Source organism: Actinosynnema sp. NPDC053489 (assembly GCF_044544865.1).
Classification (GTDB): Bacteria; Actinomycetota; Actinomycetes; order Mycobacteriales; family Pseudonocardiaceae; genus Actinosynnema.
This window is the reverse complement of sequence record NZ_JBITXT010000003.1, coordinates 456,205-481,842: the sequence shown is the minus strand read 5'-3', so window position 1 is coordinate 481,842 and position 25,638 is coordinate 456,205. Positions and strand designations below refer to the sequence as shown.

The 25,638-nt window shown below is 72.8% G+C and carries 28 protein-coding genes and 2 tRNA genes; 13 read left to right on the top strand and 17 right to left on the bottom strand.

The features are described from left to right. Positions 1 to 4 precede the first annotated feature (4 nt). The 10 genes from trpS to ACIGNX_RS09000 all read right to left on the bottom strand — a co-directional run bounded on the left by trpS (position 5) and on the right by ACIGNX_RS09000 (position 9,317). The gene (gene trpS / locus ACIGNX_RS09045; protein ID WP_396538202.1) at positions 5 to 1,027 is read right to left on the bottom strand and encodes a tryptophan--tRNA ligase; all 1,023 of its coding nucleotides are present in this window, start codon (positions 1,025 to 1,027) and stop codon (positions 5 to 7) included. 69 nt (positions 1,028 to 1,096) lie between these two features. Then, positions 1,097 to 1,384: a hypothetical protein gene (locus ACIGNX_RS09040; protein WP_396537893.1), complete on the bottom strand. Its 288-nt coding sequence runs from the start codon at positions 1,382 to 1,384 to the stop codon at positions 1,097 to 1,099. A 162-nt stretch (positions 1,385 to 1,546) separates the two neighbouring features. After that, positions 1,547 to 4,066, bottom strand: a complete 2,520-nt coding sequence (locus ACIGNX_RS09035; RefSeq protein WP_396537891.1) for a bifunctional FO biosynthesis protein CofGH — start codon at positions 4,064 to 4,066, stop codon at positions 1,547 to 1,549. An 81-nt stretch (positions 4,067 to 4,147) separates the two neighbouring features. After that, a complete protein-coding gene (locus ACIGNX_RS09030; protein ID WP_396537889.1) occupies positions 4,148 to 5,827 on the bottom strand; it encodes a TIGR03767 family metallophosphoesterase in 1,680 nt (559 codons plus the stop codon). A 223-nt stretch (positions 5,828 to 6,050) separates the two neighbouring features. Then, positions 6,051 to 6,173, bottom strand: a complete 123-nt coding sequence (locus tag ACIGNX_RS09025) for a hypothetical protein (protein ID WP_396537887.1) — start codon at positions 6,171 to 6,173, stop codon at positions 6,051 to 6,053. 42 nt (positions 6,174 to 6,215) lie between these two features. Then, entirely contained in the window at positions 6,216 to 6,524 is a 309-nt protein-coding gene (locus ACIGNX_RS09020; RefSeq protein WP_396537885.1) for a nucleotidyltransferase family protein, read from the bottom strand. 33 nt (positions 6,525 to 6,557) lie between these two features. After that, positions 6,558 to 7,364, bottom strand: a complete 807-nt coding sequence (locus ACIGNX_RS09015; protein ID WP_396537883.1) for an exodeoxyribonuclease III — start codon at positions 7,362 to 7,364, stop codon at positions 6,558 to 6,560. Positions 7,365 to 7,373: 9 nt separating this feature from the next. Beyond that, positions 7,374 to 7,592: a hypothetical protein gene (locus tag ACIGNX_RS09010; protein ID WP_396537881.1), complete on the bottom strand. Its 219-nt coding sequence runs from the start codon at positions 7,590 to 7,592 to the stop codon at positions 7,374 to 7,376. Positions 7,593 to 7,604: 12 nt separating this feature from the next. Continuing rightward, positions 7,605 to 7,922 (bottom strand): SH3 domain-containing protein, encoded by a 318-nt coding sequence (locus ACIGNX_RS09005; protein ID WP_396537880.1) that lies wholly within the window; start codon positions 7,920 to 7,922, stop codon positions 7,605 to 7,607. A gap of 174 nt (positions 7,923 to 8,096) precedes the next feature. Then, a complete protein-coding gene (locus tag ACIGNX_RS09000; protein ID WP_396537878.1) occupies positions 8,097 to 9,317 on the bottom strand; it encodes an NADP-dependent isocitrate dehydrogenase in 1,221 nt (406 codons plus the stop codon). A gap of 280 nt (positions 9,318 to 9,597) precedes the next feature. Here ACIGNX_RS09000 and ACIGNX_RS08995 point away from each other — a divergent pair, with 280 nt between their 5' ends. After that, positions 9,598 to 10,404, top strand: a complete 807-nt coding sequence (locus ACIGNX_RS08995; protein WP_396538200.1) for a metal-dependent hydrolase — start codon at positions 9,598 to 9,600, stop codon at positions 10,402 to 10,404. 140 nt (positions 10,405 to 10,544) lie between these two features. Continuing rightward, entirely contained in the window at positions 10,545 to 11,024 is a 480-nt protein-coding gene (locus ACIGNX_RS08990) for a hypothetical protein (RefSeq protein WP_396537877.1), read from the top strand. 64 nt (positions 11,025 to 11,088) lie between these two features. Here the strand turns inward: ACIGNX_RS08990 and ACIGNX_RS08985 are convergent, their stop codons facing one another. The 3 genes from ACIGNX_RS08985 to ACIGNX_RS08975 form a co-directional block, all read right to left on the bottom strand. Continuing rightward, entirely contained in the window at positions 11,089 to 11,346 is a 258-nt protein-coding gene (locus tag ACIGNX_RS08985; RefSeq protein WP_396537875.1) for a Prokaryotic metallothionein, read from the bottom strand. Between the two features lie 71 nt (positions 11,347 to 11,417). Beyond that, a tRNA-Pro gene (locus ACIGNX_RS08980) sits at positions 11,418 to 11,491 on the bottom strand. Next, positions 11,492 to 11,563 (bottom strand) — tRNA-Ser (locus ACIGNX_RS08975). A 58-nt stretch (positions 11,564 to 11,621) separates the two neighbouring features. Here ACIGNX_RS08975 and ACIGNX_RS08970 point away from each other — a divergent pair. From ACIGNX_RS08970 to ACIGNX_RS08960, 3 genes are all read left to right on the top strand, one after another. Continuing rightward, positions 11,622 to 12,731, top strand: coding sequence for a DnaJ domain-containing protein (locus ACIGNX_RS08970; RefSeq protein WP_396537873.1), 1,110 nt, complete (start codon positions 11,622 to 11,624; stop codon positions 12,729 to 12,731). 91 nt (positions 12,732 to 12,822) lie between these two features. After that, on the top strand, positions 12,823 to 14,001 hold the full coding sequence (locus tag ACIGNX_RS08965) for an LLM class flavin-dependent oxidoreductase (RefSeq protein ID WP_396537871.1): 1,179 nt from the start codon (positions 12,823 to 12,825) through the stop codon (positions 13,999 to 14,001). Between the two features lie 127 nt (positions 14,002 to 14,128). Then, entirely contained in the window at positions 14,129 to 14,710 is a 582-nt protein-coding gene (locus ACIGNX_RS08960; protein ID WP_396537869.1) for an HhH-GPD-type base excision DNA repair protein, read from the top strand. Between the two features lie 64 nt (positions 14,711 to 14,774). On the opposite strand, the gene ACIGNX_RS08955 is transcribed toward ACIGNX_RS08960, so the two are convergent. Next, a complete protein-coding gene (locus ACIGNX_RS08955; RefSeq protein ID WP_396537867.1) occupies positions 14,775 to 15,965 on the bottom strand; it encodes an MFS transporter in 1,191 nt (396 codons plus the stop codon). A gap of 75 nt (positions 15,966 to 16,040) precedes the next feature. On the opposite strand from ACIGNX_RS08955, the gene ACIGNX_RS08950 reads away from it, so the two are divergent. From ACIGNX_RS08950 to ACIGNX_RS08920, 7 genes are all read left to right on the top strand, one after another. Next, entirely contained in the window at positions 16,041 to 16,358 is a 318-nt protein-coding gene (locus ACIGNX_RS08950) for an ArsR/SmtB family transcription factor (protein WP_396537865.1), read from the top strand. Continuing rightward, positions 16,355 to 16,726: a hypothetical protein gene (locus tag ACIGNX_RS08945; protein WP_396537863.1), complete on the top strand. Its 372-nt coding sequence runs from the start codon at positions 16,355 to 16,357 to the stop codon at positions 16,724 to 16,726. Before ACIGNX_RS08950 ends, ACIGNX_RS08945 begins: the two co-directional genes overlap by 4 nt. Before the next feature lie 124 nt (positions 16,727 to 16,850). Further along, on the top strand, positions 16,851 to 17,564 hold the full coding sequence (locus ACIGNX_RS08940; RefSeq protein WP_396537861.1) for an ABC transporter permease: 714 nt from the start codon (positions 16,851 to 16,853) through the stop codon (positions 17,562 to 17,564). Continuing rightward, positions 17,557 to 18,354, top strand: a complete 798-nt coding sequence (locus ACIGNX_RS08935; RefSeq protein ID WP_396537859.1) for an ABC transporter permease — start codon at positions 17,557 to 17,559, stop codon at positions 18,352 to 18,354. Before ACIGNX_RS08940 ends, ACIGNX_RS08935 begins: the two co-directional genes overlap by 8 nt. Beyond that, positions 18,351 to 19,304: an ATP-binding cassette domain-containing protein gene (locus ACIGNX_RS08930; protein ID WP_396537857.1), complete on the top strand. Its 954-nt coding sequence runs from the start codon at positions 18,351 to 18,353 to the stop codon at positions 19,302 to 19,304. Before ACIGNX_RS08935 ends, ACIGNX_RS08930 begins: the two co-directional genes overlap by 4 nt. A 39-nt stretch (positions 19,305 to 19,343) precedes the next feature. Then, positions 19,344 to 19,739: a bacteriophage spanin2 family protein gene (locus ACIGNX_RS08925; protein WP_396537855.1), complete on the top strand. Its 396-nt coding sequence runs from the start codon at positions 19,344 to 19,346 to the stop codon at positions 19,737 to 19,739. A 67-nt stretch (positions 19,740 to 19,806) separates the two neighbouring features. Continuing rightward, positions 19,807 to 20,031: a DUF1918 domain-containing protein gene (locus ACIGNX_RS08920; RefSeq protein WP_396537853.1), complete on the top strand. Its 225-nt coding sequence runs from the start codon at positions 19,807 to 19,809 to the stop codon at positions 20,029 to 20,031. A gap of 228 nt (positions 20,032 to 20,259) precedes the next feature. On the opposite strand, the gene ACIGNX_RS08915 is transcribed toward ACIGNX_RS08920, so the two are convergent. Further along, positions 20,260 to 21,069, bottom strand: coding sequence for an inositol monophosphatase family protein (locus tag ACIGNX_RS08915; protein ID WP_396537851.1), 810 nt, complete (start codon positions 21,067 to 21,069; stop codon positions 20,260 to 20,262). Between the two features lie 66 nt (positions 21,070 to 21,135). Further along, on the bottom strand, positions 21,136 to 22,125 hold the full coding sequence (locus tag ACIGNX_RS08910) for a malate dehydrogenase (RefSeq protein ID WP_396537849.1): 990 nt from the start codon (positions 22,123 to 22,125) through the stop codon (positions 21,136 to 21,138). Between the two features lie 191 nt (positions 22,126 to 22,316). Between ACIGNX_RS08910 and ACIGNX_RS08905 the strand changes: the two genes are divergently transcribed. Further along, the gene (locus ACIGNX_RS08905) at positions 22,317 to 22,868 is read left to right on the top strand and encodes a pentapeptide repeat-containing protein (protein ID WP_396538198.1); all 552 of its coding nucleotides are present in this window, start codon (positions 22,317 to 22,319) and stop codon (positions 22,866 to 22,868) included. Here the strand turns inward: ACIGNX_RS08905 and ACIGNX_RS08900 are convergent. Further along, the gene (locus tag ACIGNX_RS08900; protein ID WP_396537847.1) at positions 22,865 to 25,609 is read right to left on the bottom strand and encodes a TNT domain-containing protein; all 2,745 of its coding nucleotides are present in this window, start codon (positions 25,607 to 25,609) and stop codon (positions 22,865 to 22,867) included. The genes ACIGNX_RS08905 and ACIGNX_RS08900 overlap by 4 nt on opposite strands. Between the last annotated feature and the right edge of the window lie 29 nt (positions 25,610 to 25,638).

The following is a 25,638-nucleotide window of genomic DNA, read 5'->3' as shown; positions in this document are numbered from 1 at the left end:
GTGATCACCCGCCAGTCGGGAGGAAACCGATCCGGTCGTAGGCCCGCGCGAGCGTCCTGCCCGCCACCTCGCGCGCCCGTTCCGCGCCCCGCGCCAGCACCTTGTCCAGCTCGGCCGGGTCGTCCAGGTACTCGGCGACGCGCGCCCGCACCGGCGTGGCGAACTCGGTGAACACCTCGCCGAGGTCCTTCTTCAGGTCGCCGTAGCCCTTGCCCTCGTAGTCGGCGACCAGGGACTCCACCGAGCGGCCGGTCAACGCCGAGTAGATCACCAGCAGGTTGCTCACGCCGGCCTTGTTCTGCGGGTCGTAGGCGATCTCGCGGCCGGTGTCGGTGACCGCCGAGCGGATCTTCTTGGCCGACCGCTTGGGGTCCTCCAGCAGCTCCACCACGCCCGCGGGCACGGACTTCGACATCTTCGACGTCGGGTCCTGCAGGTCGTAGATCTTGGCGGTGTCCTTGACGATGTACGGCTCGGGCAGCCGGAACGTCTTGCCGTAGCGGGTGTTGAACCGCTGGGCCAGGTCGCGGGTCAGCTCCAGGTGCTGGCGCTGGTCCTCGCCGACCGGCACGTGGTGCGCCTGGTAGAGCAGGATGTCGGCGGCCTGCAGGATCGGGTAGGTGAACAGGCCGACGCCGACCCCCGCCTCCTGCCGCGCGGACTTGTCCTTGAACTGGGTCATCCGGCTGGCCTCGCCGAACCCGGTCAGGCACTGCAGCACCCACGCGAGCTGGGCGTGCTCGGGGACGTGCGACTGCACGAACAGCACCGAGCGGTCGGGGTCGACGCCGAGGGCGAGCAGCTGCGCTGCCGCCGCCCTGGTGTTCTGCCGCAGCACCTTCGGCTCCTGCTCGACGGTGATCGCGTGCAGGTCCGCGACGAAGTAGAACGCGTCGTGCGTCTCCTGCAGGGCGACCCACTGGCGCAGCGCGCCGAGGTAGTTGCCGAGGTGGAAGGAGCCCGCGGTCGACTGGATGCCCGACAGCACGCGGGGGCGGCTCACCGGGGCCGGGGTCTCGGCGGGCAGGCCGGCGGGCTCGCCCGCGGCGTTCTCAGCGGAGTTTTCGACGACCACGGGAGGATTCTCCCAGGCCGATCAGACCCCGGTGGCGGCGGGCCGCACCTCGGGGGCGCCGTCGCCGCCCGCGCCCGCCTGGGGGACGACGAACTGGTTGGCCGCCGTGCGCACCACGGCGGTCCGGCGGCGCCGGATCAGGCCCGCGACCAAGCCGATCGCGCCGAACGACACCGCGGCGATGCCGACCGGCGCCTCGATGGTGACCGGAGCCGCCACCGCGCCGTCGGCCGCCTCGGCGACACCGTCGACGACCAGGGAAGACGCCGCGCCCAGGACCACACCCAGGACCGCACCGCGACCGCGCACCGCCCAGCCTCCTGACCAACACCGTGCCACTCCACGGGAGAGTGAACCTTGTTGACGGACGGCCGCGAACCTACCGAAGCTGTGGGACTGGCGTGTTCCGTTCCGGTGAACGCGACCGGCGGCAGACTAACCACACCCGCCGGCGGCGCCGTTCGCAGGGGGCTATCCCACCACGTCGACTCGGCCATATGTCGTAGTGCGCTGCCGGGCCGGCCGACCCGCCAGGGCCGCCGTGGCGCGCAACTGCTCGGCGGTGCGCGCGGAACCGTGCTCGGAGCCCGCCATGCGGCTGATGGTCTCCTCCATGAGCGTGCCGCCCAGGTCGTTCGCGCCGCCGCGGAGCACCTCGGCGGTGCCCTCGTCGCCCAGCTTCACCCACGAGCACTGCACGTTGTCCACCCGGCCGTGCAGGGCCAGGCGGGCGAACGCGTGCACGGCCCGGTTGTCGCGCCGCGTCGGGCCGGGCCGGGCCACGCCCGCCAGGTAGATCGGCGCGTTGCGGTGCACGAACGGCAGCCCGACGAACTCCGTGAGCCCGCCCGTGCGGTCCTGCAGCGCCGCCAGGGCCCGGAAGTGCCCCAGCCAGTGGCCGGGGTGGTCGACGTGGCCGTACATCATCGTGGACGAGGATCGGATGCCCAGCTCGTGGGCCGTGGCGACGACGTCGAGCCAGGTGGCGGCGGGCAGCTTGCCCTTGGTCAGCACCCAGCGCACGTCGTCGTCCAGGATCTCGGCGGCGGTGCCCGGGATGGTGTCCAGGCCCGCGTCGCGCAGCTCGGTCAGCCACTCGCGCACGCTCACGCCCGCCTTGGCCGCCGCGCTGACGACCTCCATCGGGCTGAACGCGTGCACGTGCATGCCCGGCACCCGGGCCTTGATCGCGCGCACGACGTCGGCGTAGTAGGTGACCGGCAGCTTCGGGTCGATGCCGCCCTGCATGCACACCTCGGTCGCGCCCGCGTCCCACGCCTCCTGGGCGCGGTCGGCTACCTCGGCCACGGACAGCCGGAACGCGTCGGCGTCGCGCTCCCGCTGGGCGAACGCGCAGAACCGGCAGCCGACGTAGCAGACGTTCGAGAAGTTGATGTTGCGGTTGACCACGTAGGTGACGTCGTCGCCGACCACCTCGGCGCGCAGCTCGTCCGCGAGCCGCGCCATGGTCTCCAGGGCCTGGCCGTCCGCGGTCAGCAGGGCCATGGCCGCGTCCGTGTCGTCCAGCAACCCCGCCGGGTCGTCGGCGGCCAGCCGGAGCGCCCGCGCGGTGTCCTCCGGCAGCCGTTCGACGGCCTTGGGGACGTTCAGCGACGCCCAGTCGCCGTAGACGCTGTCGAAGTCGCCGCGGCGGTCGCCGGTGCGGCCCTCGGTGTCGATGGCGGTGTTGAGGTCGGCGCGGCCGTAGGTGTCGAGGCCGCCGTCGGGCTCCTGCCACTCGCGGCCGACGACCGGTGCGCCCGGCTCCGCCAGGCCGTCGGGACGGGCCAGCGCCGACACGTGCGCCGTGAGGCGGGTGTCGATCCACTGCCCGGCGGGCGCGGTGACGTAGCGCGGGTAGACGGCGAGCCGCTCGGCCAGCTCGAAGCCCGCGGCGCGGGTGTGCTCCGCCAGCGCGTCGACCTGCGGCCACGGCCGCTCGGGGTTGACGTGGTCGGGCGTCACGGGCGACACGCCGCCCCAGTCGTCGACGCCGGCGCGCAGCATCAGGTCGAACTCGCCGCCGACCAGGTTCGGCGGGGCCTGCACGCTCGTGGACGACGGCATGACCAGCCGGGCCACGGCGATCGTGGCGGCCAGCTCGTGCAGGTCGGCGTCGGGCATGCCGCGCATCGCGGTGTCCGGCTTGGCGCGGAAGTTCTGGATGATCACTTCCTGCACGTGCCCGTACTGGCGCGCGACGCCGCGCATGGCCAGCAGGGACTCGGCGCGCTCGGTGATCGTCTCGCCGATGCCGATGAGGATGCCGGTGGTGAACGGCACGTTCACCCGGCCCGCGTCGGTGAGCACGCGCAGCCGGACCGCGGGCTCCTTGTCCGGGCTGCCGTAGTGCGGGCCACCCCGGGTCGACCACAACCGCTCGGAGGTCGTCTCCAGCATCATCCCCATGCTGGCCGCGACCGGCCGCAGCCGCTGCAACTCCTCCCAGCTCAGCACGCCGGGGTTGAGGTGCGGCAGCAGGCCGGTCTCCTCCAGCACGGCGATCGCGCTCGCCCGCACGTAGTCCAGCGTCGAGGAGTAGCCGCGCGCCTCCAGCCACTCCCGGGCCTGCGGCCACCGCTCCTCGGGCCGGTCGCCCAACGTGAAGAGGGCTTCCTTGCAGCCCTGCGCGGCGGCGCGGCGCGCGATGTCCAGCACCTCGTCGCGCTCCAGGAACGCGGCCGGCAGCTTGTGCGGGACCGTGGCGAACGTGCAGTAGTGGCAGCGGTCCCGGCACAGGCGGGTCAGCGGGATGAACGCGTTGCGGCTGTAGGTGACGACGCCCGGCCGCCCCTCCGCCAGCAGGTGGGCGTCCCGGACCCGACCCGCGGCGTCCAGCAACGCCTCCAGGTCGTCACCGCGGGCGTGCAGCAGCACCGCCGCCTCGGTGACGTCCAGCACCGCGCCGTCGGCGGCACGGCGCAGCGCGCGTCGCATCGCCGACGCACCCGGCGTCGGTTCCGGCGGGGTGATCGAGATGTCCACGGCCACGACAACGACATTAGGTGCGGAAAATTCCTGATCACGCCCAGTGTGATATCCAACACGAAGCGCAATCGGGGCGGGCCCGGCTCAGCGGGCCGGCGACCTCCCGGCGACCAGCAGCTCGGTGTTGCGGTCGGTCACCGCGCCGACGGCGGCGGGGTTCGCGTGCGGGTCGTTGAACGCGAACTCGCGCGCCAGCGACGCCAGGCCGCGCGGCGAGGTGTCGGAGTAGTCGGCCCGGTAGGGTGCGTCGACCTCGACCAACGTCGTGAACAGCGACAACGTGCCGTCGCCGTTGTCGGCCAGCTCGATGATCCGGGCGTGCTGCGGGTGGTCGACGTGCGCGGCGGTGTTGATCTCCCAGAACGCCCGCTCGCCGGTGCCGTGCGGCACGATCCGGTTCTCGTGGGTGTGGCCGTTGACCCAGGCGACGACGTTGGGGAAGCGGCCGAGGAGGTCGACCAGGGCGGGGCCGTCCAGCCGCGGGTCCAGCGGGCGGCGGCGGTCGGGCAGGACGTTGCCCATCGTCCAGCTCGTGTGGTGGCTGAACACGACGAACAGCTCGTCGGTGACGTCCTGCCGGTGGGGCAGGCCGAACGCGTCGTAGTAGCGGGAGCTGCCGCGCTTGAGGGTCCGCTCCAGCCAGAGGTACTGGCGCAGGCCGATCGAGCCGTCGGCGAAGCCCGCGGTGGTCGTGGTGTCGAGGCTGATGCCGGTGACGCCGGGCGCGATCGGGAACGCGTAGAAGACGTCCACGCCGTCGGCGTTGTTCTCGGTGAAGCCGTGGCCGTGCGGCCCGGGGCCGGTGTGGCGGGGGTCGAGGTGCGCCCGGACGAACTCGGCCGTGGTGAACGGGCGGCGCCGGGCGTCCGGGGTGACGGTGCGGACCAGGCCGCCCTCGGCGAGCACGGCCGCCGCGTCCAGCGCGTGGGCGGGGTCGGTCAGGGCGCGGGCGAGGCGGCGCGTCTGCGCGTCGGAGAAGCCGATGACCTTGCGGTCGGACGTGTAGAGGGCGTCGAGGATGCCGTCGGGCAGGGTGCCGACCACGCTGTCGTCGTGGTTGCCGAACGTGCAGTACCACGGGACGCGCAGGCCGGGGCTGTCGAACGGGCGGATGGCGGCGTCGAGCAGGCCGGGTACGTGCGGGAAGCCCTTGGCCTTGTAGTCGTCGAGGGCGGTCGAGTGGGGGTTCCAGTAGGTGGTGGCGCCGGAGTCCTGCACGCCCTCGTAGCGGGTCGGGTCACCGGTGTTGGCGGTGACCCGGCCGCCGTTGAGGACGGTGAGGAACCAGTCCAGCTCGACCAGCTCGTGGTTGTCGGTGTTGTCGCCCGTGGTGACCACGAAGTCGATCGGGCGGTGGGTGAACGGCCCGGCGCGCAGGGCGTTGACCCGGTCCACCAGCGCCGTCGACGTGTGCTGGGCGAGCGTCTCGTGGGCGCGGAAGGCGCCGGCCCCGATCAGCGGGTGCGTGTACTCGAAGCGGGCGGGGCTCTGCGCGTCGACCACGTGCATGTCGGTGAACTGGACGAAGCAGGCCAGGGCGGTGCGCCGGTCGGCCCGCCCGGCGGCGGGCGGCGCCAGCTCGGACCGCACCACCGCGGGCCACCCCGGTCCGGCCTGCAACCTGCGGTAACCGGCCGCGCCGACCGGCGTCGCCGCGACGTCCAACGTCGTGCCGGTGGTGTCCGCCCAAGCGGGCCCGCCCCACGCCACCACCGCGCCCGCCGCACCCGTCGCCCGCAAGAACCGCCGCCGGCTGATCCCCATCGAACGCTCCTCGCCTCGGTTGGTGAAAATTTCTCACGAACTGGGAAGCGCGTCACGAACTCGCGGTGAAGTGCGGCCGAACGAGCGAAGTCGATCGTCGGGTTGATCGTTCACGGTGCCGCGCGACGATCTCGGGCGGGTGCCGCGGCCGCGATGGCCTCGTGCACGACGTCACCTCATGGCCACGACCGGACCCGATCTCAAGCCCTCGGCCAGTCAAAGCTCACGGTGACGGGGCGTGGTCCGACCAGCGCTCGGCGTACGTCGCGGCCCGCTCGACCACCGACCTCAGCATGGCGTCCGCCTCGTGGTCCGCGAACGACTTGCCGGCGCTGAACGGGCGCAACAGGTCGACGGCTTGCGCCGCGTCCCAGGGGTGGGCGCGCGATCAGGCCGCGTACAACTGTTCCCGGGTTTCCATCACGCGCTGCCGGAAGTACGGGTTGCGGATGCCGGAACCGCTCACGAGGTCGACCGGCCGGCCGAATATCCGCTCCAGCCCTTCCTTCAGGGCGAAGTAGCTGCCGAAGTAGTCGAAGCCCGGACCGGCGTCGAACTCCACGAGGACATCCACGTCGGAGGACGCCACGTCGAACGAGTCGCCGACAGCGGACCCGAACACGTCGAGACGGCGGACGCCCACCACGCGGCACAGCTCCTCGACCTCGGACCGCTTGGCCGCGATGATCTCGTGCACGACGTCACCTCACGGCCACGACCGGACCCGACCTCAAGCCCTCGGCCAGTCAAAACTTACGGTGACGGGGGCGTGGTCCGACCAGCGCTCGGCGTACGTCGCGGCCCGCTCGACCACCGCGGACGTCGCCGAGGCCGCCAGGGCCGGCGTCGCCACCTGGTAGTCGATCCGCCAGCCCGAGTCGTTGTCGAACGCCTTCCCCCGGTAGGACCACCAGGTGTACGGGCCCGCCACGTCCGGGTGCAGGGAGCGGACCACGTCGACGTACCGGGCCTCGCCGAACACGCGGTCCATCCACGCCCGCTCCTCCGGCAGGAAGCCGGACGACTTCTGGTTCGCCTTCCACGCCTTCAGGTCCGCCGCCCGGTGCGCGATGTTCCAGTCGCCGCACACCAGCACCTCGCGCCCGTCGGCGGCGGCCTTGTCGCGCAGCTCCACCAGGTGGGGCAGGAACGCGGCCAGGAACCGGTCCTTCTCGTCCTGCCGCGGCGTGCCGACGTCACCGCTGGGCAGGTACAGCGACGCCACGACCACGTCGGCCAGCTCGACCTCGACGTACCGGCCCGAGTGCTCGAACTCGGCCGCCCCGAACCCGATCCGCACCGCCAGCGGCGACTCCCGCGTCAGCACCGCGACCCCGTTGCGACCCTTGACCTCGGAGTACGCGTGCGCCACGTGCCACCCCGCCGGCGAGCGGACCTCCTCCGGCAGCTGCCCCGGCTCCGCCCGCACCTCCTGCAGGCAGACCACGTCGGCGGACGTCGCGGCGAGCCACTCCAGGTAGCCCTTCTTCGCGGCGGCGCGCAGCCCGTTGACGTTGATCGTGGAGACAGTCAGCACCCGGCCAGCCTAACGGCGATCCGCGACCGCCCAGCCGTACGGGTACCGCGCGCCGCAGCCCGTGCAGGAGGCCGACAGGCCCATCATCAGCACGAGCGGGCTGCTGCCCTCCGGCGACGGCACGCCCGCCACCTCGTGCCCGTCCACCACCGCGCGCAACCCCGGCCACTCCGGCGCGCACGCGCAGGTCACCACGTCACGCCGGGACCACCGCCACTTGAAGAACACCCGCCCATCACATCACGGGCAGCCGCTGTCGGAGGTGGGCACCACGAACTCCTCCTTCACCCACCGCCCGTCCGACAGCAGCCGGAAGCCGTTCTCGACCCGGGGCTCGGCCCGCACCACGGCGTCGCGCCGCATCGTGGCCACGATCGGCTGGGTGTCGGCGGGCCCGGAGCGCACGTTGAGGATGTCCGCGACCACCGTCACCTTGCACTCGTGGGCGGCGACCTCCTCCACCACCCCGATCTTCTTCCCGTCGTTGACGACGTACATCAACCCGGCCGCGGCGAGCACGCCGACGACGACCAGGCCGCGCACCGGAATCCCGAACATCACGCCTCCCGACACCTGTCCCGAAGTGCAGATATAGCGCGCCGGGGCACCCCGTGCGGGTGGCCGGACCGCAATCCACACCACCGGGGAACCGGACGGGTGACGCGGTCACGGAAACGGATCAGGGGACCACCCGGAGGTGGTCCCCTGATCACGCGGGTCGGGCGACGGGCGTCAGCCGGCCATCTTCTTCTGCAGGTTCTCGTCCAGCGCGCCGAGGAAGTCCTCGGTGGTCAGCCACTCCTGGTCCTTGCCGACGAGCACGGCGAGGTCCTTGGTCATCCGGCCGCTCTCGACGGTCTCGACGATGACCTGCTCCAGCGTCTCCGCGAAGCCGGTCACCTCCGGCGTGCCGTCCAGCTTGCCGCGGTGCTTGAGGCCGCCGGTCCACGCGAAGATCGAGGCGATCGGGTTGGTGGACGTCGGCTTGCCCGCCTGGTGCTGGCGGTAGTGCCGGGTCACGGTGCCGTGCGCGGCCTCGGCCTCGACGGTCTTGCCGTCCGGCGTCATCAGCACCGACGTCATCAGGCCGAGCGAGCCGAAGCCCTGCGCGACCGTGTCGGACTGCACGTCGCCGTCGTAGTTCTTGCACGCCCAGACGTAGCCGCCCTCCCACTTCATCGCGGCGGCCACCATGTCGTCGATCAGGCGGTGCTCGTAGGTCAGGCCCGCGGCGTCGAACTGCGCCTTGAACTCCTCCTCGAACACCCTCTGGAAGATGTCCTTGAAGGCGCCGTCGTACGCCTTGAGGATGGTGTTCTTGGTGGACATGTACACCGGGTAGTTGCGCTGCAACCCGTAGGAGAACGAGGCGCGCGCGAAGTCCTCGATGGACTTGTTGAAGTTGTACATGCCCATGGCCACGCCGCCGTCGGCGCCGTAGTTGGCGACCACGTGCTTGATCGGCTCGGAGCCGTCCTCGGGCGTGAACGTGATGGTCAGCTCGCCCGCGCCGGGGACCTTGAAGTTGGTCGCCTTGTACTGGTCGCCGTGGGCGTGGCGGCCGATGATGATCGGCTTGGTCCAGCCCGGCACCAGCCGCGGGATGTTGGAGATGATGATCGGCTCGCGGAACACCACGCCGCCGAGGATGTTGCGGATCGTGCCGTTGGGCGAGACCCACATCTTCTTCAGGCCGAACTCCTCCACCCGCGCCTCGTCGGGCGTGATGGTGGCGCACTTGACGCCGACGCCGTGCTTCTTGATGGCGTGCGCGGCGTCGATCGTCACCTGGTCGTCGGTCGCGTCCCGGTACTCGATCCCCAGGTCGTAGTACTCGAGGTTGACGTCCAGGTACGGGTGGATCAGCTTGTCCTTGATGAACTGCCAGATGATCCGCGTCATCTCGTCGCCGTCGAGTTCGACGACGGTCCCCTGAACCTTGATCTTGCCCATACTCCGGGCGCTCCTCTCGCGACAATGCAAGCAAGACAAGCGTACTGCTATGTCGGTTCGCTTGCCTCCACCAGGGCGGAAAAAGGGAACGGCGTCACACCGCGGGGACGCCGCCCGCCGGTGGCACGGGTGTCCTCGGGCCCAATACAACCAGTCGCGCCGCCGGGCCGCCGCACGGGGACGGTCCGGCGCGACACTCGAACACGCGTTCGCGGAATGCGCCCGCCTCCCCCGTCCGCCCCGTAACCTCGAACCCGGACGAGTGATCAAGGGGGCAGCGTTGTCGACGGGTCCGACCCACGCCATGAGCGGTCTGCTGGCCTGGGCGGCGGTGACCGCGCTCGCCGAGCAGCACCCCATCGGCCAGCTCACCCCGCAGAGCTGGGCGGTCGGCGCGGTGCTCGCCACCGGCGCGGCCCTGCTGCCCGACCTCGACCACCCCTCGTCCACGATCTCCCGCACGTTCGGGCCGATCAGCGCGGGCGCGTCGGCCCTGATCAACACGGTCAGCTCGTTCGTCTACCGCACCACCCGGACCCGCAAGGACTCCAACCGCGACGGCGGGCACCGCGGCCTGACGCACACGCTGGTGTTCGCGCTGGCCGCCGCGCTCGGCACGACGGCCGTGGTGCAGCAGTCGCAGAAGTGGGCGCTGCCCGCGCTGATGTTCGTGTTCGCCGGCCTGGCCGTGCGCGGGATCATGAACGACTGGTGCCCGCAGAAGGACGCGCTGCTGATCACGGGCGTCTCGGCCGCCGTCACGGTCGCCTGCGTCGCCTGGACGGCGCAGACACCGGCCAGCGCGGCGGCGTGCGGCGTGGCGGTCGGCGTCGGCTGCGTGGCCCACTACCTCGGCGACGCGATCACCGAGCAGGGCTGCCCGATCCTGTGGCCGGTGCCGCTGATGGGCAAGACGTGGTTCCCGGTCGCCCCGCCGAAGGTCCTGCGGATGAAGACCGGCGGCACGGTCGAGATGGCGGTCGTCGGCCCGCTGATCACGGTCCTGAGCGTCTGGCTGTCCGCCGCCGCCCTGCAACGGGCGGGTGCGCTGCCGTTCCTGGCGGGCTTCGACCTGCTGCCGATCTAGATTTCGGATGGCGGCCATTCGGCGGCTACCCCTGCATCACCCGATCGGACTAGCCTCCACGAAATCCTGTCCCGCGCCGACCGCGCCGAGGAGGACTTCGTGCCCCACCCACCGCACGACAACGTTGTCGAGACCGTCGGATGACCACCTGGCTCGGCCTCAACGCCGGTCACGAGGACCGGGCGACCGCGGACGCCGTCGCCGTGTCGCTCTACGAGACGTTGCTGTTCCACGCGCAGGTCGTGTGCGTGCACGAGGTGGAGGGCCGGCACGCGATCTCGTTCCGGCTGGCCGACCGGCCGTCCGAGAACACCGTGTCGACGTTGATCGAACGCGGCTACGGGGTGGCCGTGCACACCGGTTCGCTGCAACGGCTCGCCGGGCCCGGGGAGCTGGCGCGCGGGGCGCTGCGGGCGGCGCTGGCCCACCGCGACCGGCGGGAGGGGCGGGCGCTGCGGTTCCCCGGCCAGCGCACGCTGCGCGGCCGGTACGGGGTGTCGGACATCATCGCGTTCAGCGCGATCGAGGAGGTCCTGCCGCACGGGGTGAAGAGCGTCGACGCGCGGGGCGACCTGCAACCGACGTTCGTCAACGGCAGGCTGGTGCTGCATTGCGGCTAGCGGCACCGCGGCTGACGGCACCGCGGCCAACGGCACGGCGGCCGGGTGGCACGGCGGTTGGCGGTCAGCCCGGGTGCGCGCCGACGGTGTCCCTGATCTCGGCGCCCAGCCGGTCGGCGCTGCGGGCGCAGTGGGCGCAGCAGAAGAAGCGGCCCTCGACCTCGACGCCGTGGCCGAGGATGCGGCAGTCGCAGTGCTCGCAGCGCGGGGCGAGGAGCTGGGCCGCGCACTCGAAGCTGTCGAACGTGTGCACCCCGCCGCCGACCGTGCGCACCTCGAAGGCCATCCAGTAGTCGTTGCCGCAGACGTCGCAAGTCGCCATGGCCGAAGGGTGCGCCGCCCGCCGGGCGCCGGCAACTCGACCTCCCCGTCCGGGTGCCCGGGTTCGGCCGGCGGACCAGGCCGGACTCGAACCGGCGTCCTCCCTCCCCGGGGGAGGGCGCGACAACCACTGCGCTACATGGTCCCGAGCCGGGCCGGATTCGAACCGGCGTCCTCCCCCGAGCAGGGGGCGCGACAACCACTGCGCTACCGGGCTCGCGGACAACACTAACCACGACCCCGCCCCGGAGGACAGGGCCGCTAAGGTCTGGCCCCGTGCGCGGAGTCGACTACTACGAGCTCCTCGGGGTCGGCCGCTACGCGTCCGAGGCGGAGATCAAGTCCGCCTACCGCTCCCTGGCCAAGGTCATGCACCCGGACGCGGGCGGGTCCTCCGGCACGTTCCGCATGCTGCAAGAGGCATATGACACCCTGCGGGACCCGGCCCGCCGGCGCGACTACGACCGGGGGTGGACGTTCACCCGTCCGGGCGCCCGGCCGACGTCCCCGACCCGCCCGCCCCGCTCCGGCCGGACTGGCAGGGTGCGCAACTTCGGCGAGGACCCCGACTTCGTACCCCCGAAGCCGGTCGTGGACCTCGACGACCTCGCGTGGTGGCACCTGGTCGACGTCGGGCAGCGGGTCCGGTACGTGCCCGCCGCCGGTCCGGGCCACGCGCCGGCGCTGATCGCCCTGTGCGGGTGGTTCTTCCTGCTGCTGCCCGTGGTCGTGGTCGACTTCTCGCCGCTGGCGCTGGCCGTGTGGCTGGTGCTGGTGGCCGCCGCCGCGGCGGTGGCGTTCCGGCTGGTGCGGCGCTACCTGGCGGCGCTGCGCGCGGACCGGGCGTTCACCCGGGACCACGACACCGGCGTGGTGCACGGGACCACGGACGACCGGCCGTGCGAGCGGCTCACCGCCGACCTGCTCGGCCGGTACCTGACCCGGCTGCCCGGCGCGCGGATCTTCCACGGCCTGGCCTGGCCGGACTCGGTGTTCGCCGACGTCGACCACGCCGTGCTGTGCGGGCGCAGGCTCGTGCTCATCGAGTCGAAGTCCTGGCTGCCCGGGCACTACGAGGCCGAGGACGACGGCACGGTGTGGCGCAACGGCCACCCGTTCCGGGGCGGCGGCACGCGGATGCCGCGCAGCCTCGCGGTGTACCGCAAGCTGCTGCCGTGGCTGGACATCCGGACCGCGCTGCTGGTCTACCCCAGCCGGGACGGCGTGGTGACCGTGGAGGAGCCGGCGGAGGCCATCGTGCCGCCGATGACGCCCGCCCAGTTCATCGCCGAGGTCGGCGAGTGGCTGGCCGAGGACCCGGCCACGGTGGACCGGGAGGCGCTGCGGCTGCTGGTCGACCGGGTCGTGCCGGTCGGGCGGGGCTAGGCCGGTCCGCGGCGGCGATCAACCGAATGGCGCATGTCGCGACGGGTGCCCGCGGGCTAGGTTTCGGCCAGCCCACGGGAGGAGCCGGGTAGTGAAGATCGACGTCTTCAACGAGGTCCAGGACCCGCGCCCGTGGCAGGAGGGCCACCAGCACGCGCGCATCACCGAGTCGCTGGAGCAGGCCCGGTTAGCCGACGAGCTGGGCTACGGGTGCTGGTGGCAGGTCGAGCACCACGGCGCCGAGGAGTTCAGCCTCTCGTCCGCGCCGGAGCTGATGCTGGCGGCGATCTCCCAGTTGACGTCGCGGATGAGGCTGGGGCACGCCGCCGTGCTGGCGCCGGCCCGGTTCAACCACCCGGTCAGGGCCGCCGAACGCGCCGCGATGCTGGACCACCTCAGCGGCGGGCGGCTGGAGTTCGGGCTGACCAGGTCCACCGCCCCGGAGTGGCGGCTGTTCAACATCGACCCGGCGGACGTGCGGCGGCAGACGCAGCAGGCGTTCGAGATGATCCCGCGGATGTGGACCTCGGACCGGTTCTCGCACTCCAGCGAGGACTTCGAGATCCGCGACGTGCCGATCGTGCCGAAGCCGCTGCAACGGCCCCACCCGCCGCTGTGGCAGGCGGCGGGCAGCCCGGCGTCGTTCGAGGAGGCCGGGCGGCGCGGGGTCGGGGTGCTCGGGACGACGATCTGGGAGTCCGTCGAACGGGTGCGCCGGATGGTGTCGCTGTACCGGGCGGCGGCCGAGGCGTGCACGTCGCCGGTCGGCGCGTTCGTCAACAACCAGGTCGCGTTCTTCACGTTCGTGCACTGCGCGGAGACCGACGAGCAGGCGATCCGCAACGGCGCGGTGGCCGCGGCGGCGTGGTACACGGTCAAGGCGCTGACGTTCTTCGAGGCCGCGGACAGCTTCGTCGAGACCGTGCGGCACCAGCAGCAGTTCCTGGACGACCCCTCGGGCGGCGGCCTGACCGGCGAGTTCCTCCGGGAGGAAGCCGCGCGGTCCACCGGCCCGAACCGGGCCCAGGTCGTCATCGGTCGGGTGCTGCAGGGCGAGGACGTGCCGCCGGAGGAGATCTTCGACGCGCTGAACGAGCAGGACTCGCTGATCGTCGGCAGCCCTGAGACGTGCCGGGAGAAGCTGCGCGTCTACGCGGACCTGGGCATCGACCGGTTGATGACCTTCCACCAGGTGGGCGGCATCCGGCACGAGGACGTGATGACGAGCCTGCGCCTGGTCGGCGACCTGATCGGCGAGTTCGACAAGTAACGGGCGACGACGGTCTGTGGCGCAGCAGCGAGAACCGGGTCGACGATCACCGGCGGAAACCGGCACCGCCGCCCGGCGACCGCTCGACCTGGAGCACGCGGGCGCGGTCTGGTGCGAGGATGGGGCCATGCCGAAGAAGCTGCGCCTGACCGGTGACCCGGCCGCCGACAAGTTGCTCAGCGAGGACCCCTTCGCCCTGCTCACCGGGTTGCTCCTGGACCAGCAGTTCCCGATGGAGCACGCCTTCGCCGGGCCGCGCAAGATCGCGGACCGGATGGACGGGTTCGGCATCGACAAGATCGCGGCCGCGGAGGTGGACCGGTTCGTCGAGCTGTGCGTGCAGCCGCCGGCCATCCACCGGTACGGCGGGTCGATGGCGCGGCGGGTCCACGCGTTGGCCCTGCACGTCGTCGAGCACTACGACGGCAAGGCGGCGAACATCTGGAAGCGCGGCAAGCCGGACGGCCGGGAGGTGCTCCGGCGGGTGAAGGCGCTGCCCGGGTTCGGCGACCAGAAGGCCCGCATCCTCGTCGCCCTGCTGGGCAAGCAGCTCGGCGTGACGCCGGAGGGGTGGCGCGAGGCGGCGGGCGCTTACGGGGAGGAAGGGTCGCGGCGGTCCATCGCGGACGTGACCAGTCCCGAGACGTTGGCCGAGGTGCGGGCGTTCAAGAAGGCGGCGAAGGCGTCCGCCAAGGAGAGCCCCGCCTAGAAGAGCCCTGTCGGGTCCGGCTGAACGGGCGGCGTCGTGCCGGTGCGCGACGCCACCCCCGGGACTACTTGGTGCCGGCGGAGGCCGGGGCGGGCGGCGGGGCCGGTGCGACCGGCGGGCGTTCCGGCTTCAGCGCGAACACCAGCATCACCAGCGCCCCCAGCGCGAGCAGCGCGGCGATCGGAGCCAGCGGCAGCAACCCCACCCAGCTGATCACCAGCCCGCCGACCACACCGGACAGGCCGACGCCGAGGTAGATCGCGGACGCGTTCAGGGACAGCAGCAGGCCGCTGTTGGCCGGCGCCAGCTCGATCAGCCAGCTCTGGATGGGCGGGTTCGCCGACCAGGTGAGGGCACCCCAGGTGAACAGCGCGATCCCGGCCGTCACCGGTGTCGCCGTGGTGAGCGGCAGGGTGGCCAGGACGACGGTGAAGCAGCTGAACAGGACGACGAGCAGCTTGCGGGTGTCGAAGCGGTCGGTGAGGCGGCCGGCGGCCCAGTTGCCCAGCACCGAGCCCAGGCCGTAGGTGACGAGCAGGACGCCGATCGTGGCGCCTCCGACGTGCGCGGTCTCGGCGAGCAGCGGGGCGATGTAGTTGAAGACGGTGAACACCGCCAGGCACGCGAGCACGGTCAGGCCGAGCACCATGACGACGCGCCGGTCCGCGGCGGGTGCGAAGCGCTGCCGCAGGCCGATGGCGGGCGGTGCGTCCACGCGCGGCAGCCACAGGCGCACGGCCACCGCGGCGACCGCGGACACGGCGGCGATCAGCGCGAACACGCCCTGGTAGCCGAGCGGGCCGCCGAGCACGTTGCCCGCCGGGACGCCCAGCACCAGGGAGAACGTCAGGCCGCCGAACACGAGCGCGACGGCGCGGCCGCGGTGCTCCGGCGGGCTCAGCACGGTGGCGACGAGGGTCGCGGCCGGCGTGTAGACCGCCGCGCCGAGGGCGCTCACCACGCGCGCGACCAGGAGCAGCGGGTAGTTCGGGGCGAGCGCGGCGAGCAGGTTGCCCAGGGCGGCGACGCCGAGGGCGACGACCAGCAGCGTGCGGCGTTCCCAGCGGCCGGTGAGCGCGGCCAGCAGCGGTGACGAGAGGGCGTAGGCGATGGCGAACGCGGTGAGCAGCTGGCCGGCGGTGGCGTGCGAGACGTGCAGTTCCTCGCTCACGGCCGGCAGCACGCCGGAGACGATGTAGCCGCTCGTGCCGATCGCGAACGCGCCGCCCGCGAGGAGGTAGGTCCGGGCTGACATGAGTTCCCCCAGTCGAGTGGTGTTTCGATGGGGATCGTACTACGGCGTCCATCAAAATTTGATGGATCTCGTAGTATGGGCGCCATGACCACCACGCTCGCCCACCCCCAGCGGGACGAGATCCGGATAACGACGGTGCTCCAGGCGCTGGCCGACCCGGTGCGCCTGGAGATCGTGCGCGCGTTGGCGGTGCACGAGGAGGGCATCTCCTGCGGGCTACTCCCCCTGGGCGTGACGGCCTCGACCCTGACGCACCACGTGCGGACGCTGCGCGAGGCCGGCGTGGTGCACGTCCGGCCGCAGGGCACGTCCCGGATCAGCTCACTGCGGCGGGACGACCTGGACTCCCTGTTCCCCGGCCTGCTGGACGGCATCCTGGCGGCCCGGCGGTGAGCGACGCGAACGACTGGGAGTGGGTCCGCGTGCTCGCGCAGGGCCGCGTGTACGACGAGGACCGCACCGCGGCGAACCGGTTGGCCTGGGCGGCAGTGGCGCTCGCGGCCTCGCGCGGCGGCGAGCGGTCCGGGGTGCGGCGGGCCCGCGCGGTGGCGGACCGGTTCGCGTTGCGGGCGCGGGTGGCGCGGTCGTTGGGCGACTGGGCCGAGGCACCGGACGCGCTGCTGGCGGACGTGCTGGGCGCGGACGACCTGCCCGACCGGTTCGGGAAGGCGGTCGCCCGGGCGGTCGAACCCGTCGTGCCGCTGGTCCGCGACGACCGGTTGCGCGAGTCGGCCGGGCGGTGGGTCGCGGCCCGCACCTGACCCGGGTCCGATGTGGGCGGTCGGCGTTAATCGGTTGCGGCGCTACCTAATGTGAACAGACGTGCGCGCTTACGTCTCCTTAGCGCTGGCCGGATTCCGAAGGTATTCCACCTATCGACAGGCGATGGTCGCCGGACTGGCGACGAACGTCGCGTTCGGCCTGCTCAGGATGGCCGTGCTGACCGCGGCCGTGGGGCAGACGCCCATCGCGGGCTACGACGTCGCCGCCACGACGACCTACGTGTGGCTCGCGCAGGGCCTCATCACCGTGGTCGTGCTCTGGGGCGACCGGCAGCTCGCCGACCGCGTGCGCAGCGGCGACGTCGTGGTCGACCTCTACCGGCCCTGGCACCTGCAATCGGCGCTGCTCGCCGAGGACGTGGGCCGCGCCGGGTACGCCGTGCTGGTGCGGTTGGCCCCGCCGGTCGCCTTCGGCGCGGTGCTGTTCCCCTTCCGGTGGCCCTCGCCCGCCGCCTGGCCCGCGTTCGCGGTGAGCGTCGCCCTCGCGGTGGCGGTGAGCTTCGGGATGCGGTTCCTGCTCAACGCGACCACGTTCTGGCTGCTGGACAACCGGGGCGTCCAGGCGCTCTACACGGCCGCCACCTGGGTGCTGTGCGGCCTGGCCGTGCCGCTCTCCTTCTTCCCCGACTGGGCGGTGCCGATCGTGTGGTCGACGCCGTTCGCGGCCATGCTCCAGGCGCCCGTCGACGTGTTCCTCGAACGCGGTTCGCCGTGGCCCCTGCTGGCCGGGCAGGCGTCCTGGGCCGCCGCCGTGCTGCTCGCCGGCCACCTGGTCCTGCGGCGCGCGGAGCGCAAGGTGGTGGTCCAGGGTGGCTGAGGGCGTCTACCTGAAGCTGGTCGGCGCGCGGCTGCGCGGGCAGATGTCCTACCGCACCTCGTTCGCCCTGCAGTGCCTGGCGCAGGCCGTCAACCAGCTCGCCGAGTTGGCCATCATCCTGGTGCTGTTCGACCGGGTCGACGCGCTGGGCGGCTTCGCCGTGTCCGAGGTCGTGCTGATGTACGCGATCGCGGGCACGGCGTTCGGGATCGCCGACCTCGTGGCCGGGCAGCTGGACGAGCTGCCCGCCCTCATCCGCACCGGGGCGTTCGACGTGCTCCTGCTGCGCCCCCTGGGGACGCTGGCCCAGATGATGGCCTCGGACCTGCACCTGCGCAAGGTCGGCAGGATCGTCGCGGGCCTGGGCACGTTGACCTACGCCTTGGGCCACAACGACATCGCGTGGTCGGCCGGCACCGCGGCGCTCGCCGTCGTCGCGCCCGCGAGCGGGGCGGTGATCTTCTCGGCCGTCTGGGTCGCGGCCAACGCGCTGTGCTTCTGGATCGTGGACGGCCAGGAATTCGCCAACGCCGTGACGTACGGCGGCAGCGCGTTCACCTCGTACCCCATCACGGTGTACGGGCCGTGGTTGCGACGGTTCTTCGCGTTCGTCGTCCCGGGCGCGTTCGTCGCCTACTACCCCGCCCTGGCGCTGCTCGACCGGCCCGACCCGCTGGGCGGGCCCGCGTTCCTGGGCTGGGTCTCACCGCTGGTCGCCGTCGCCGCGGCGGCCGTCGCCGGGCTGGTCTGGCGCACGGCGGTCCGGCACTACCGGGGGACGGGGTCGTGATCGAGGTCCGGGACCTGCGCCGGGAGTTCGCGGTGACGACCAGGCTCGGCCGGTTCCGGCGCGGGCGGCGGGTCGTGCGGGCGGTCGACGGGGTCGCGTTCGACGTGGCGGCCGGCGAGGCCGTCGGGTACGTCGGGCCGAACGGCGCGGGCAAGTCCACGACGATCAAGGTGCTCACCGGCATCCTGGTGCCCACCTCCGGTCACGTGCGGGTGTGCGGAGTGGACCCGTCGCGCGCCCGGCGGGAGTTGGCGCGGCGCATCGGCGTCGTGTTCGGGCAGCGCAGCCAGTTGTGGTGGGACCTGCCCCTGCGCGACAGCTTCGAGTTGCTGCGCGCCATCTACCGCGTGCCCGCCGACGACCACCGGGGGCGGTTGCGGGAGTGCGCGGAGCTGCTGGACCTCGGCCCGTTCCTCGACACGCCGGTGCGGCAGCTGTCGCTGGGGCAGCGGATGCGGGGCGAGGTCACCGCGTCCCTGCTGCACGGGCCGGAGCTGCTGGTGCTGGACGAGCCGACGATCGGGCTGGACCTGGAGTCCAAGGAGCGGTTGCGGGAGTTCCTGGCCGACCTGAACCGGCGGCGCGGCACCACCCTCCTGCTCACCACGCACGACCTGGACGACATCGAGCGGTTGTGCCCGCGGCTCGTGGTGATCGACCGCGGCGCGGTGCTCGCCGACGGGCCGCTGGACGTGCTGCGCGCGGAGGTCGCCCCGGAGCGCGTGCTGGTGGTGGACCTGGAGGAGCCGGCCGAGCTGGCGGACCTGCCCGGGGTCACGTCGACCCGCAGCGAGGCCAACGGTTTGCGACACCACCTCACGTTCCGCCGCGCCGACACCACGGCCGCGGCGCTGATCTCCGCGGTGGCCGGCCGGGCGCGGGTGCACGACCTGGTGGTCGTGGAACCGGAAATCGACGACGTGGTGCGTCGGCTGTACGCGCGTCGGTAGAGTCGGACGAAACGGTCAACCGACAAACGGGAGCACCTCATGCGCGCAGGTCGTCCGGTAGCCACCTTCCTGCTGGCGATGGGGCTCGCCGCCGCCGTGTCCGGCTGCGAGGCCGTGCAGCAGGCGTCGGACACGGCCAACCAAGTCGGCCAGGCCGCGGACAAGGCGCAGCTGTGCATCGACGCGTTGAAGCTGGCCGGTTTCACGCCGGACGCCACCGACCCGCAGAAGGCGCTGGAGGAGACGCAGCAGAAGGCGAAGGAGCTGGAGGGCCTCGCCGCGAAGGCGGGCGACGCCACGCTGAGGGACGCCATCAACGGCGTTTCCGACACCATGGGCAAGGTGACGGTGGAGGACCTCAACCCGGCCAACATCGCGAGCTGGTCGCAGGAGAAGCTGGACCAGGTGGCGAAGCTGTCCAACGCCTGCGCCTGAGCGGAAATGCCGGGCTGTCGGTACCTTCGGAACAGTCCTACGCTGTGACGCACCGGAGGTGTTGCAGATGCACGCGACAGTAGGCGACCGGTTGCACATCCACAGCCGCGCGGTGGGTCTCGACGAGGCGGTCGGCGAGATCCTCGAGGTGCGCGGCCCGGAGGGTGCGCCCCCGTACCGGGTCCGCTTCAACGACGGCCACGAGGGGCTGGTCTACCCCGGTCCCGACAGCCTCGTCGAACCGCGGGCCTCGGAATCACCCAGGATCAAGGACTCGACCTCGGCGCGGTAACGCGCGGCGGGCGGCACGCCGCGAACCGGGCGTCCGGTGTGGACGACCCGGCCGCGGCGGCGGGCGCCCGATCGGGTGGTGGAGCGGCGGTCGAGACCGTCACTCGACCGGGCGGTTGAGAGACCGCCCGGCCGACATCGCCCTTGCGCGCCACGGCCGCCTGGGAGCGGTCTCAGCCCAGGACTCCCAGCCGAGGACTACCAGCACGGGACCCTCAGCACGGGACCCTCAGCCCAGGACGGTGGCGATCAGCTCGTCGGCCAGGGCCGGGGTGGCGGCGGCGATGCCCGACCAGCGCCGGGACAGGTCGAGGTCGAACGTGAGCGGGCGGCCGCGCACGTCCAGCAGCGCTCCCCCGGCGGCCGGGACGGTGACGAGCGCGGCGATCAGGTCCATCAGGCGGTGGGTGTCCGAGCCCGGGTCGGCGAACGCGTCCACCGCGCCCTCCGCCACCAGGACCGCCTCCAGGCACGTGGTGGACAGGATGCGGACCCGCTCGACCTGGTTGGCCACGCGCAGCCAGGCGTCCTCGGTCCCGCGCTTGGGCCGCATCATGCAGATCGACGCGCCGGCCAACCGGGTGCGGCCGGTCGTGCGGTAGGGCGTCGGCCTGCCCGCGTGCGCCGACCAGGCGCGCCCGGTGTCGAACCAGACGGTGAGGGCCTCGACGGGCTGGTCGTCGAGCACCAGCGCGCCGGCGAAGCACGAGAGCGGCACGCCCATCGCGGCGTTCGCCGAGCCGTCCACCGGGTCGACCACGAGCGTGGCCGCCGAGCCGTTGTCGAGGAACCCGGCCTCCTCCGACAGCAGGTTCGCGCCCGCCGCCGCGGCGGCCTCGGCGATCGCCGCCTCCACGATCGCGTCCACGCGCATGGTCGGCGTGCCGTCCGCGCCATCGGCGATCTCCTCGCGCAGCTGGGCGCGGGTGAACTCGCGCCGGGCCCGGTCGAAGGCGGCGGACGCGGCGATCGCGGTGGCGGCGAGCGCCGGGTGCACGTCGGAGGGCAGGTTCGGGGCGGGCACGGGCCAGGAGTCCATGCGCACAACATGCCACGGGAGGGCCACCGGCGGCGGCCCTCCCGTGGTGAACGACTCGGACGGGGCTCAGATCAGGCCGAGCGCCTTGACCGCGTCGCGCTCCTCGACCAGCTCGGCCACGGAGGCGTCGATGCGGGCGCGGGAGAAGTCGTCGATCTCCAGGCCCTGCACGATCGAGTACCGACCGTCGGTCACCGTCACCGGGAACGACGAGATCAGGCCCTCCGGCACGCCGTAGGAGCCGTCCGACGGGACCGCCATGGACACCCAGTCGCCCTCGGCCGTGCCGTTGACCCAGTCGTGCACGTGGTCGATGGCCGCGTTCGCCGCCGACGCCGCCGAGGACGCGCCCCGCGCTTCGATGATCGCCGCGCCGCGCTTGGCGACGGTCGGGATGAAGTCGTTCTCGAGCCACGACTGGTCGTTCACGACCTCGGCGGCGTTCCGGCCCTGGACCTCGGCGTGGAACAGGTCGGGGTACTGGGTGGCCGAGTGGTTGCCCCAGATGGTCAGCTTCTTGATGTCGGTGACCGACACCCCGAGCTTCTTGGCCAGCTGCGACAGCGCCCGGTTGTGGTCCAGGCGGGTCATCGCCGTGAACCGCTCGGCGGGCACGTCGGGCGCGTGCCGCTGGGCGATCAGGGCGTTGGTGTTGGCCGGGTTGCCGACGACCAGCACGCGCACGTCCTCGGCCGCGCCCGCGTTGATCGCCTCGCCCTGCGGCTTGAAGATGCCGCCGTTGGCCTCCAGCAGGTCGCCGCGCTCCATGCCCTTCGTGCGCGGGCGGGCGCCGACCAGCAGGGCCACGTTGACGCCGTCGAACGCGGTCTTGGCGTCGTCGGTGATGTCGATGCCGGACAGCAGGGGGAACGCGCAGTCGTCCAGCTCCATCGCGGTGCCCTCGGCGGCCTTGACGGCCTGCGGGATCTCCAGCAGGCGCAGGCGCACCGGGACGTCGGGGCCGAGGAGGTGGCCGGAGGCGATGCGGAACAGCAGTGCGTAGCCGATCTGGCCGGCCGCACCGGTGACGGTGACGTTCACGGGCGTGCGGGTCATGTGCCTTCCCGAATGTTGTGGCTTCAGTCCTCGGGCACGACCACTAGGCAGGCTGACGACCTGTCAGCGGCGGTCTCTACTCCGGGACCGCGCACCGGGCGGGTTGCCCGGCAGGTCGGAGGTTACCAACTGGGCAACGATGACAAGGTGTGACAGTGGACATCATCGGCGAGGACTACTCCGACGCGGTCATGTACGGGCAGAAGTGGGAGGGGCGGTCGTTCGTCCGGTGCGACTTCACCGAGGCCGACCTGCGCGGCCTGGAGACGGCCAACTGCACGTTCACCGACTGCCGGTTCGACCGCACCGACCTGGGCGAGTCGGCGCACCGGGCCACCGCGTTCCGCTCGTGCCGGTTCGAGCGGGCCGTGCTCGCCTCGGCGGAGTTCACGTCGTGCTCGTGGCTCGGCTCGGTGTTCGCGGACTGCGCGATGCGGCCGATCGCGCTGACCGAGACGGATCTCACGCTCGCCGGGCTGTCCGGCGCCGTGCTGCCCAAGGCGTCCCTGCGCGGCCTGCGGCTGCGCGAGGCGAACCTCGAGGACGCCGACCTGCGCGCGGCGGACCTGCGTGACGCGGACCTCACCGGCGCGCGGCTGCGCGGGTGCCGGCTGGAGGGCGCGGACCTGCGCGGCGCGCGGCTGGACGCGGACGGGCTGGCCCAGGCCACCCTGCGCGGGGCACGGGTGGACCTGGACACGGCCGTCGCGTTCGCCGCGGCGCACGGGCTGCGCGTCGGCTAGTGGCCCGGGGGCTCCTGGCCCGCGACCTCGACCAGCACGCCGTCGGCGACCAGCTCGTCGATCGTCTTCGGCATCAGGTAGGCGGTGCCGCCACCCGGCTGCTCGAACCACGGCACCGCCACCCCGGTCAGCACCTCGATCGGGCGACGCAGCCGGTACACGTGGTAGGGCCGGTTGATCCACGACGGCACCAGCGAGCGCTGCGGGAACGGCGTGCCGGCGGCGTAGACCAGGTTGCCCTCGCCCTCGCCGAAGCGGTCCAGCTCCACTCCCGGCGGCAGCTCGACCATCTTCTTGTGCCGGAACAGGGTGAGCGGCGGCTCGCCGTTCACCGGGTTGATCGGCCACGTGCGCTGGGGCTTGGGCTCCTGCGCGGACGTGGCGACACCCGACGGCTGCGCGGCGACGGGCGGTTCGACCGGCCGCGGCGGCGGGGCGGGACGGCGCGGCGGCTCGTCGCGGAACCCGTTGTTCATCGGCGGTCGGGGCCGCTGCGGCGGGGGCGGTGGCGGCAGCGGCGCGGGGCGCGGCACCCGCCGGTTGGTCAGCACCAGCTTGCCCACCAGGTACGCGGCGGCCTCGTCGAGGCGGTCGAAGCGCACCGGGTTGGTCGGGCCGCGGTCGAACCACGACACCTCCCAGTCCGGGCCCTCGGTGCGCAGCAGCCACGTGCGGTCGGCGGGCTCGCCGAACCGGTAGGCGGCGGGCGGCACGTCCAGCTCGTCCAGTGCGCGGCGGACGCCGGACAGCTCGCGCTCCTCCTCCGGCGTGACCTGGCGCGGCTCGACCGGCTTCGGCGGCGCGGGCGGCGTCAGGGGCGGGGCCGGCGGTGCGGCCGGGCTCACGTCGTCGAACGGCCGCACGGCCTCGGCGAACTGCGTGGCCTGGTCGGCGAAGGGCGGCGGCACCTGCTCCGCGAACTGCGCCCGGTCGGCCGCGTGCTCGTCGTGCTCGTCGTGCGCCTCGCGGTCGTCGTGCTCGTCGCGGGTGTCGTGCTCGTCGCGGTGGTCACGGTCGTCGCGGTGGTCGCCGGCGTCGTGGTCGGCGTGGTCGGCGAACCGGTGCTCGGGCTCGTCGTCGTGGGCCCGGTCGGCGAACAGCGGCTCGTCCGGCTCCGCGTACGACTGCTCGGCGTGGTCGCGGAACCGCGCGTCCTCGTGCCCGTCGAACGGCTCGTCGCCGCGGCCGGGCGGGTAGAGGCGGGCCTGGTCGACCTCGAACTCCGCGGTGACCTCGGCCTCGTCGGCGGGGTGCCGCGAGCCGGTGTCCGGGGACCGCTCCGCGGTCGGTACCGCCTCGGGTTCGGCCGGCAGCTCGTGCGGCGGCTCGTGGTGCTGCTCGTCCCGGTGCTGGTCGTCGTGGAGCTGGTCGTCGTGGAGGTGCTCGTCGCGGTGCTCGTCGTCTGCGGACTGCTCGCCGCCGTGGTGCTCATCGTGGTGCTGCTCGTGATGGTGCTGCTCGCCGTGGGGGTGCTCGCCGTGAGCGCGCTCGGCCCCGGTCGGCCCGGCCTCGGCGGGCTTGTCCTCCGGCTCCTCGTCGGCGAACGGGTTCCAGGTCTGGGTGTCGTTCAGCTCCCGCTCGTAGGCGGCGGGCGCGAACAGGTCCATGCCCTCCACGTACGACTCGCGCCGGTACCGCTCGTCGATGACCGGGCCGTCCTCCTCGAACCGCACCCGGTACGGCGGGCCCTCCTGCGCGTACTCGATCACGTTCGGCCGCACGTCGCCGACGCCCGGGGTCCGCTCGACACCCGCGGGACCACCGGCCTCCCGGGCCGGGCGCGGCTCGTCGTCGGCCACCGGACCGGGCAGCGGTGCCACCACGGTCGCGCCCACCTCGGCGGACGGCTCGGCCGGCGTCGGCGGCAGGGCGGCCGCCGGCAGCGCGGTGCCCTGCGGCGCGGCGGGCGCGCCCAGGTTCGCCGCGGCGGCGACCCGCGCCTCCTCGGTCACCTCGGGCAGCACGAAGTCCTGCGCCTTGGCCCGCTCCACCAGCTCCGGCTCCGGCGGCACGCCGTAGGCGCGCAGGTAGTAGCCGACGGCGGCGGGCCAGATCCAGTGCCCGTCGGTCTGGAACGCCACCGGCACCACGGCCGGCGCGTCCGGGTTGAGCACGTCGGCGTCGAACCCGCGGCCGATCACCGCGACCGGCGCGCGGTCCAGGTAGCTCAGCAGCAGGTCGTGGTCGGCCTCGGCGACCGGCGGCCGGTTCACCGACGGCCGACCGCCCGGGCCCGCGCCGTCGAACACGCGGGCCGTGCGGAACGCCCGCGGCGGCTGGGGCGGGTCGACCGGCGGTGGCGGCGGGGGGACCTGCTGGAGGCGGCGGCGCAGCCAGTCCGGCACGTTCTCGTCCGTGCGCGGGAAGAACCGCATCTCGTCCAGGTACGCCTGCGGGGGCGGTGGCGTCGTCCAGTTCGGCTCGGCGCGGTCGAAGTCCAGGTTGTAGCTCGACGGGTGGTCGAGCTGGTACCGGGCGTTCGACCAGCTCCCACGACCGTCGCGGTACATGCCCGCGCGCAACCGCGAGAACAGCCCGGCCACCTCCTGCGGCGGCGACCAGGCGCGCACCCCTCCGTCGGCGGTGCGCGCCTCCGCGGCCAGCTCGAAGTACCGGCCGGTCGCGCGGTACTCCGCGGTCACGTGCCGCCACTCCTCCGGCGCGGCCCGCATCAGCGTCAGGCCGATCTGCTTGACCAGCGCATCCTGCTCGGTCGGGTTCAGCGGCTTCAGCTCGGACACGTGCATCATCTTCCCCCGCGACTCCCCGT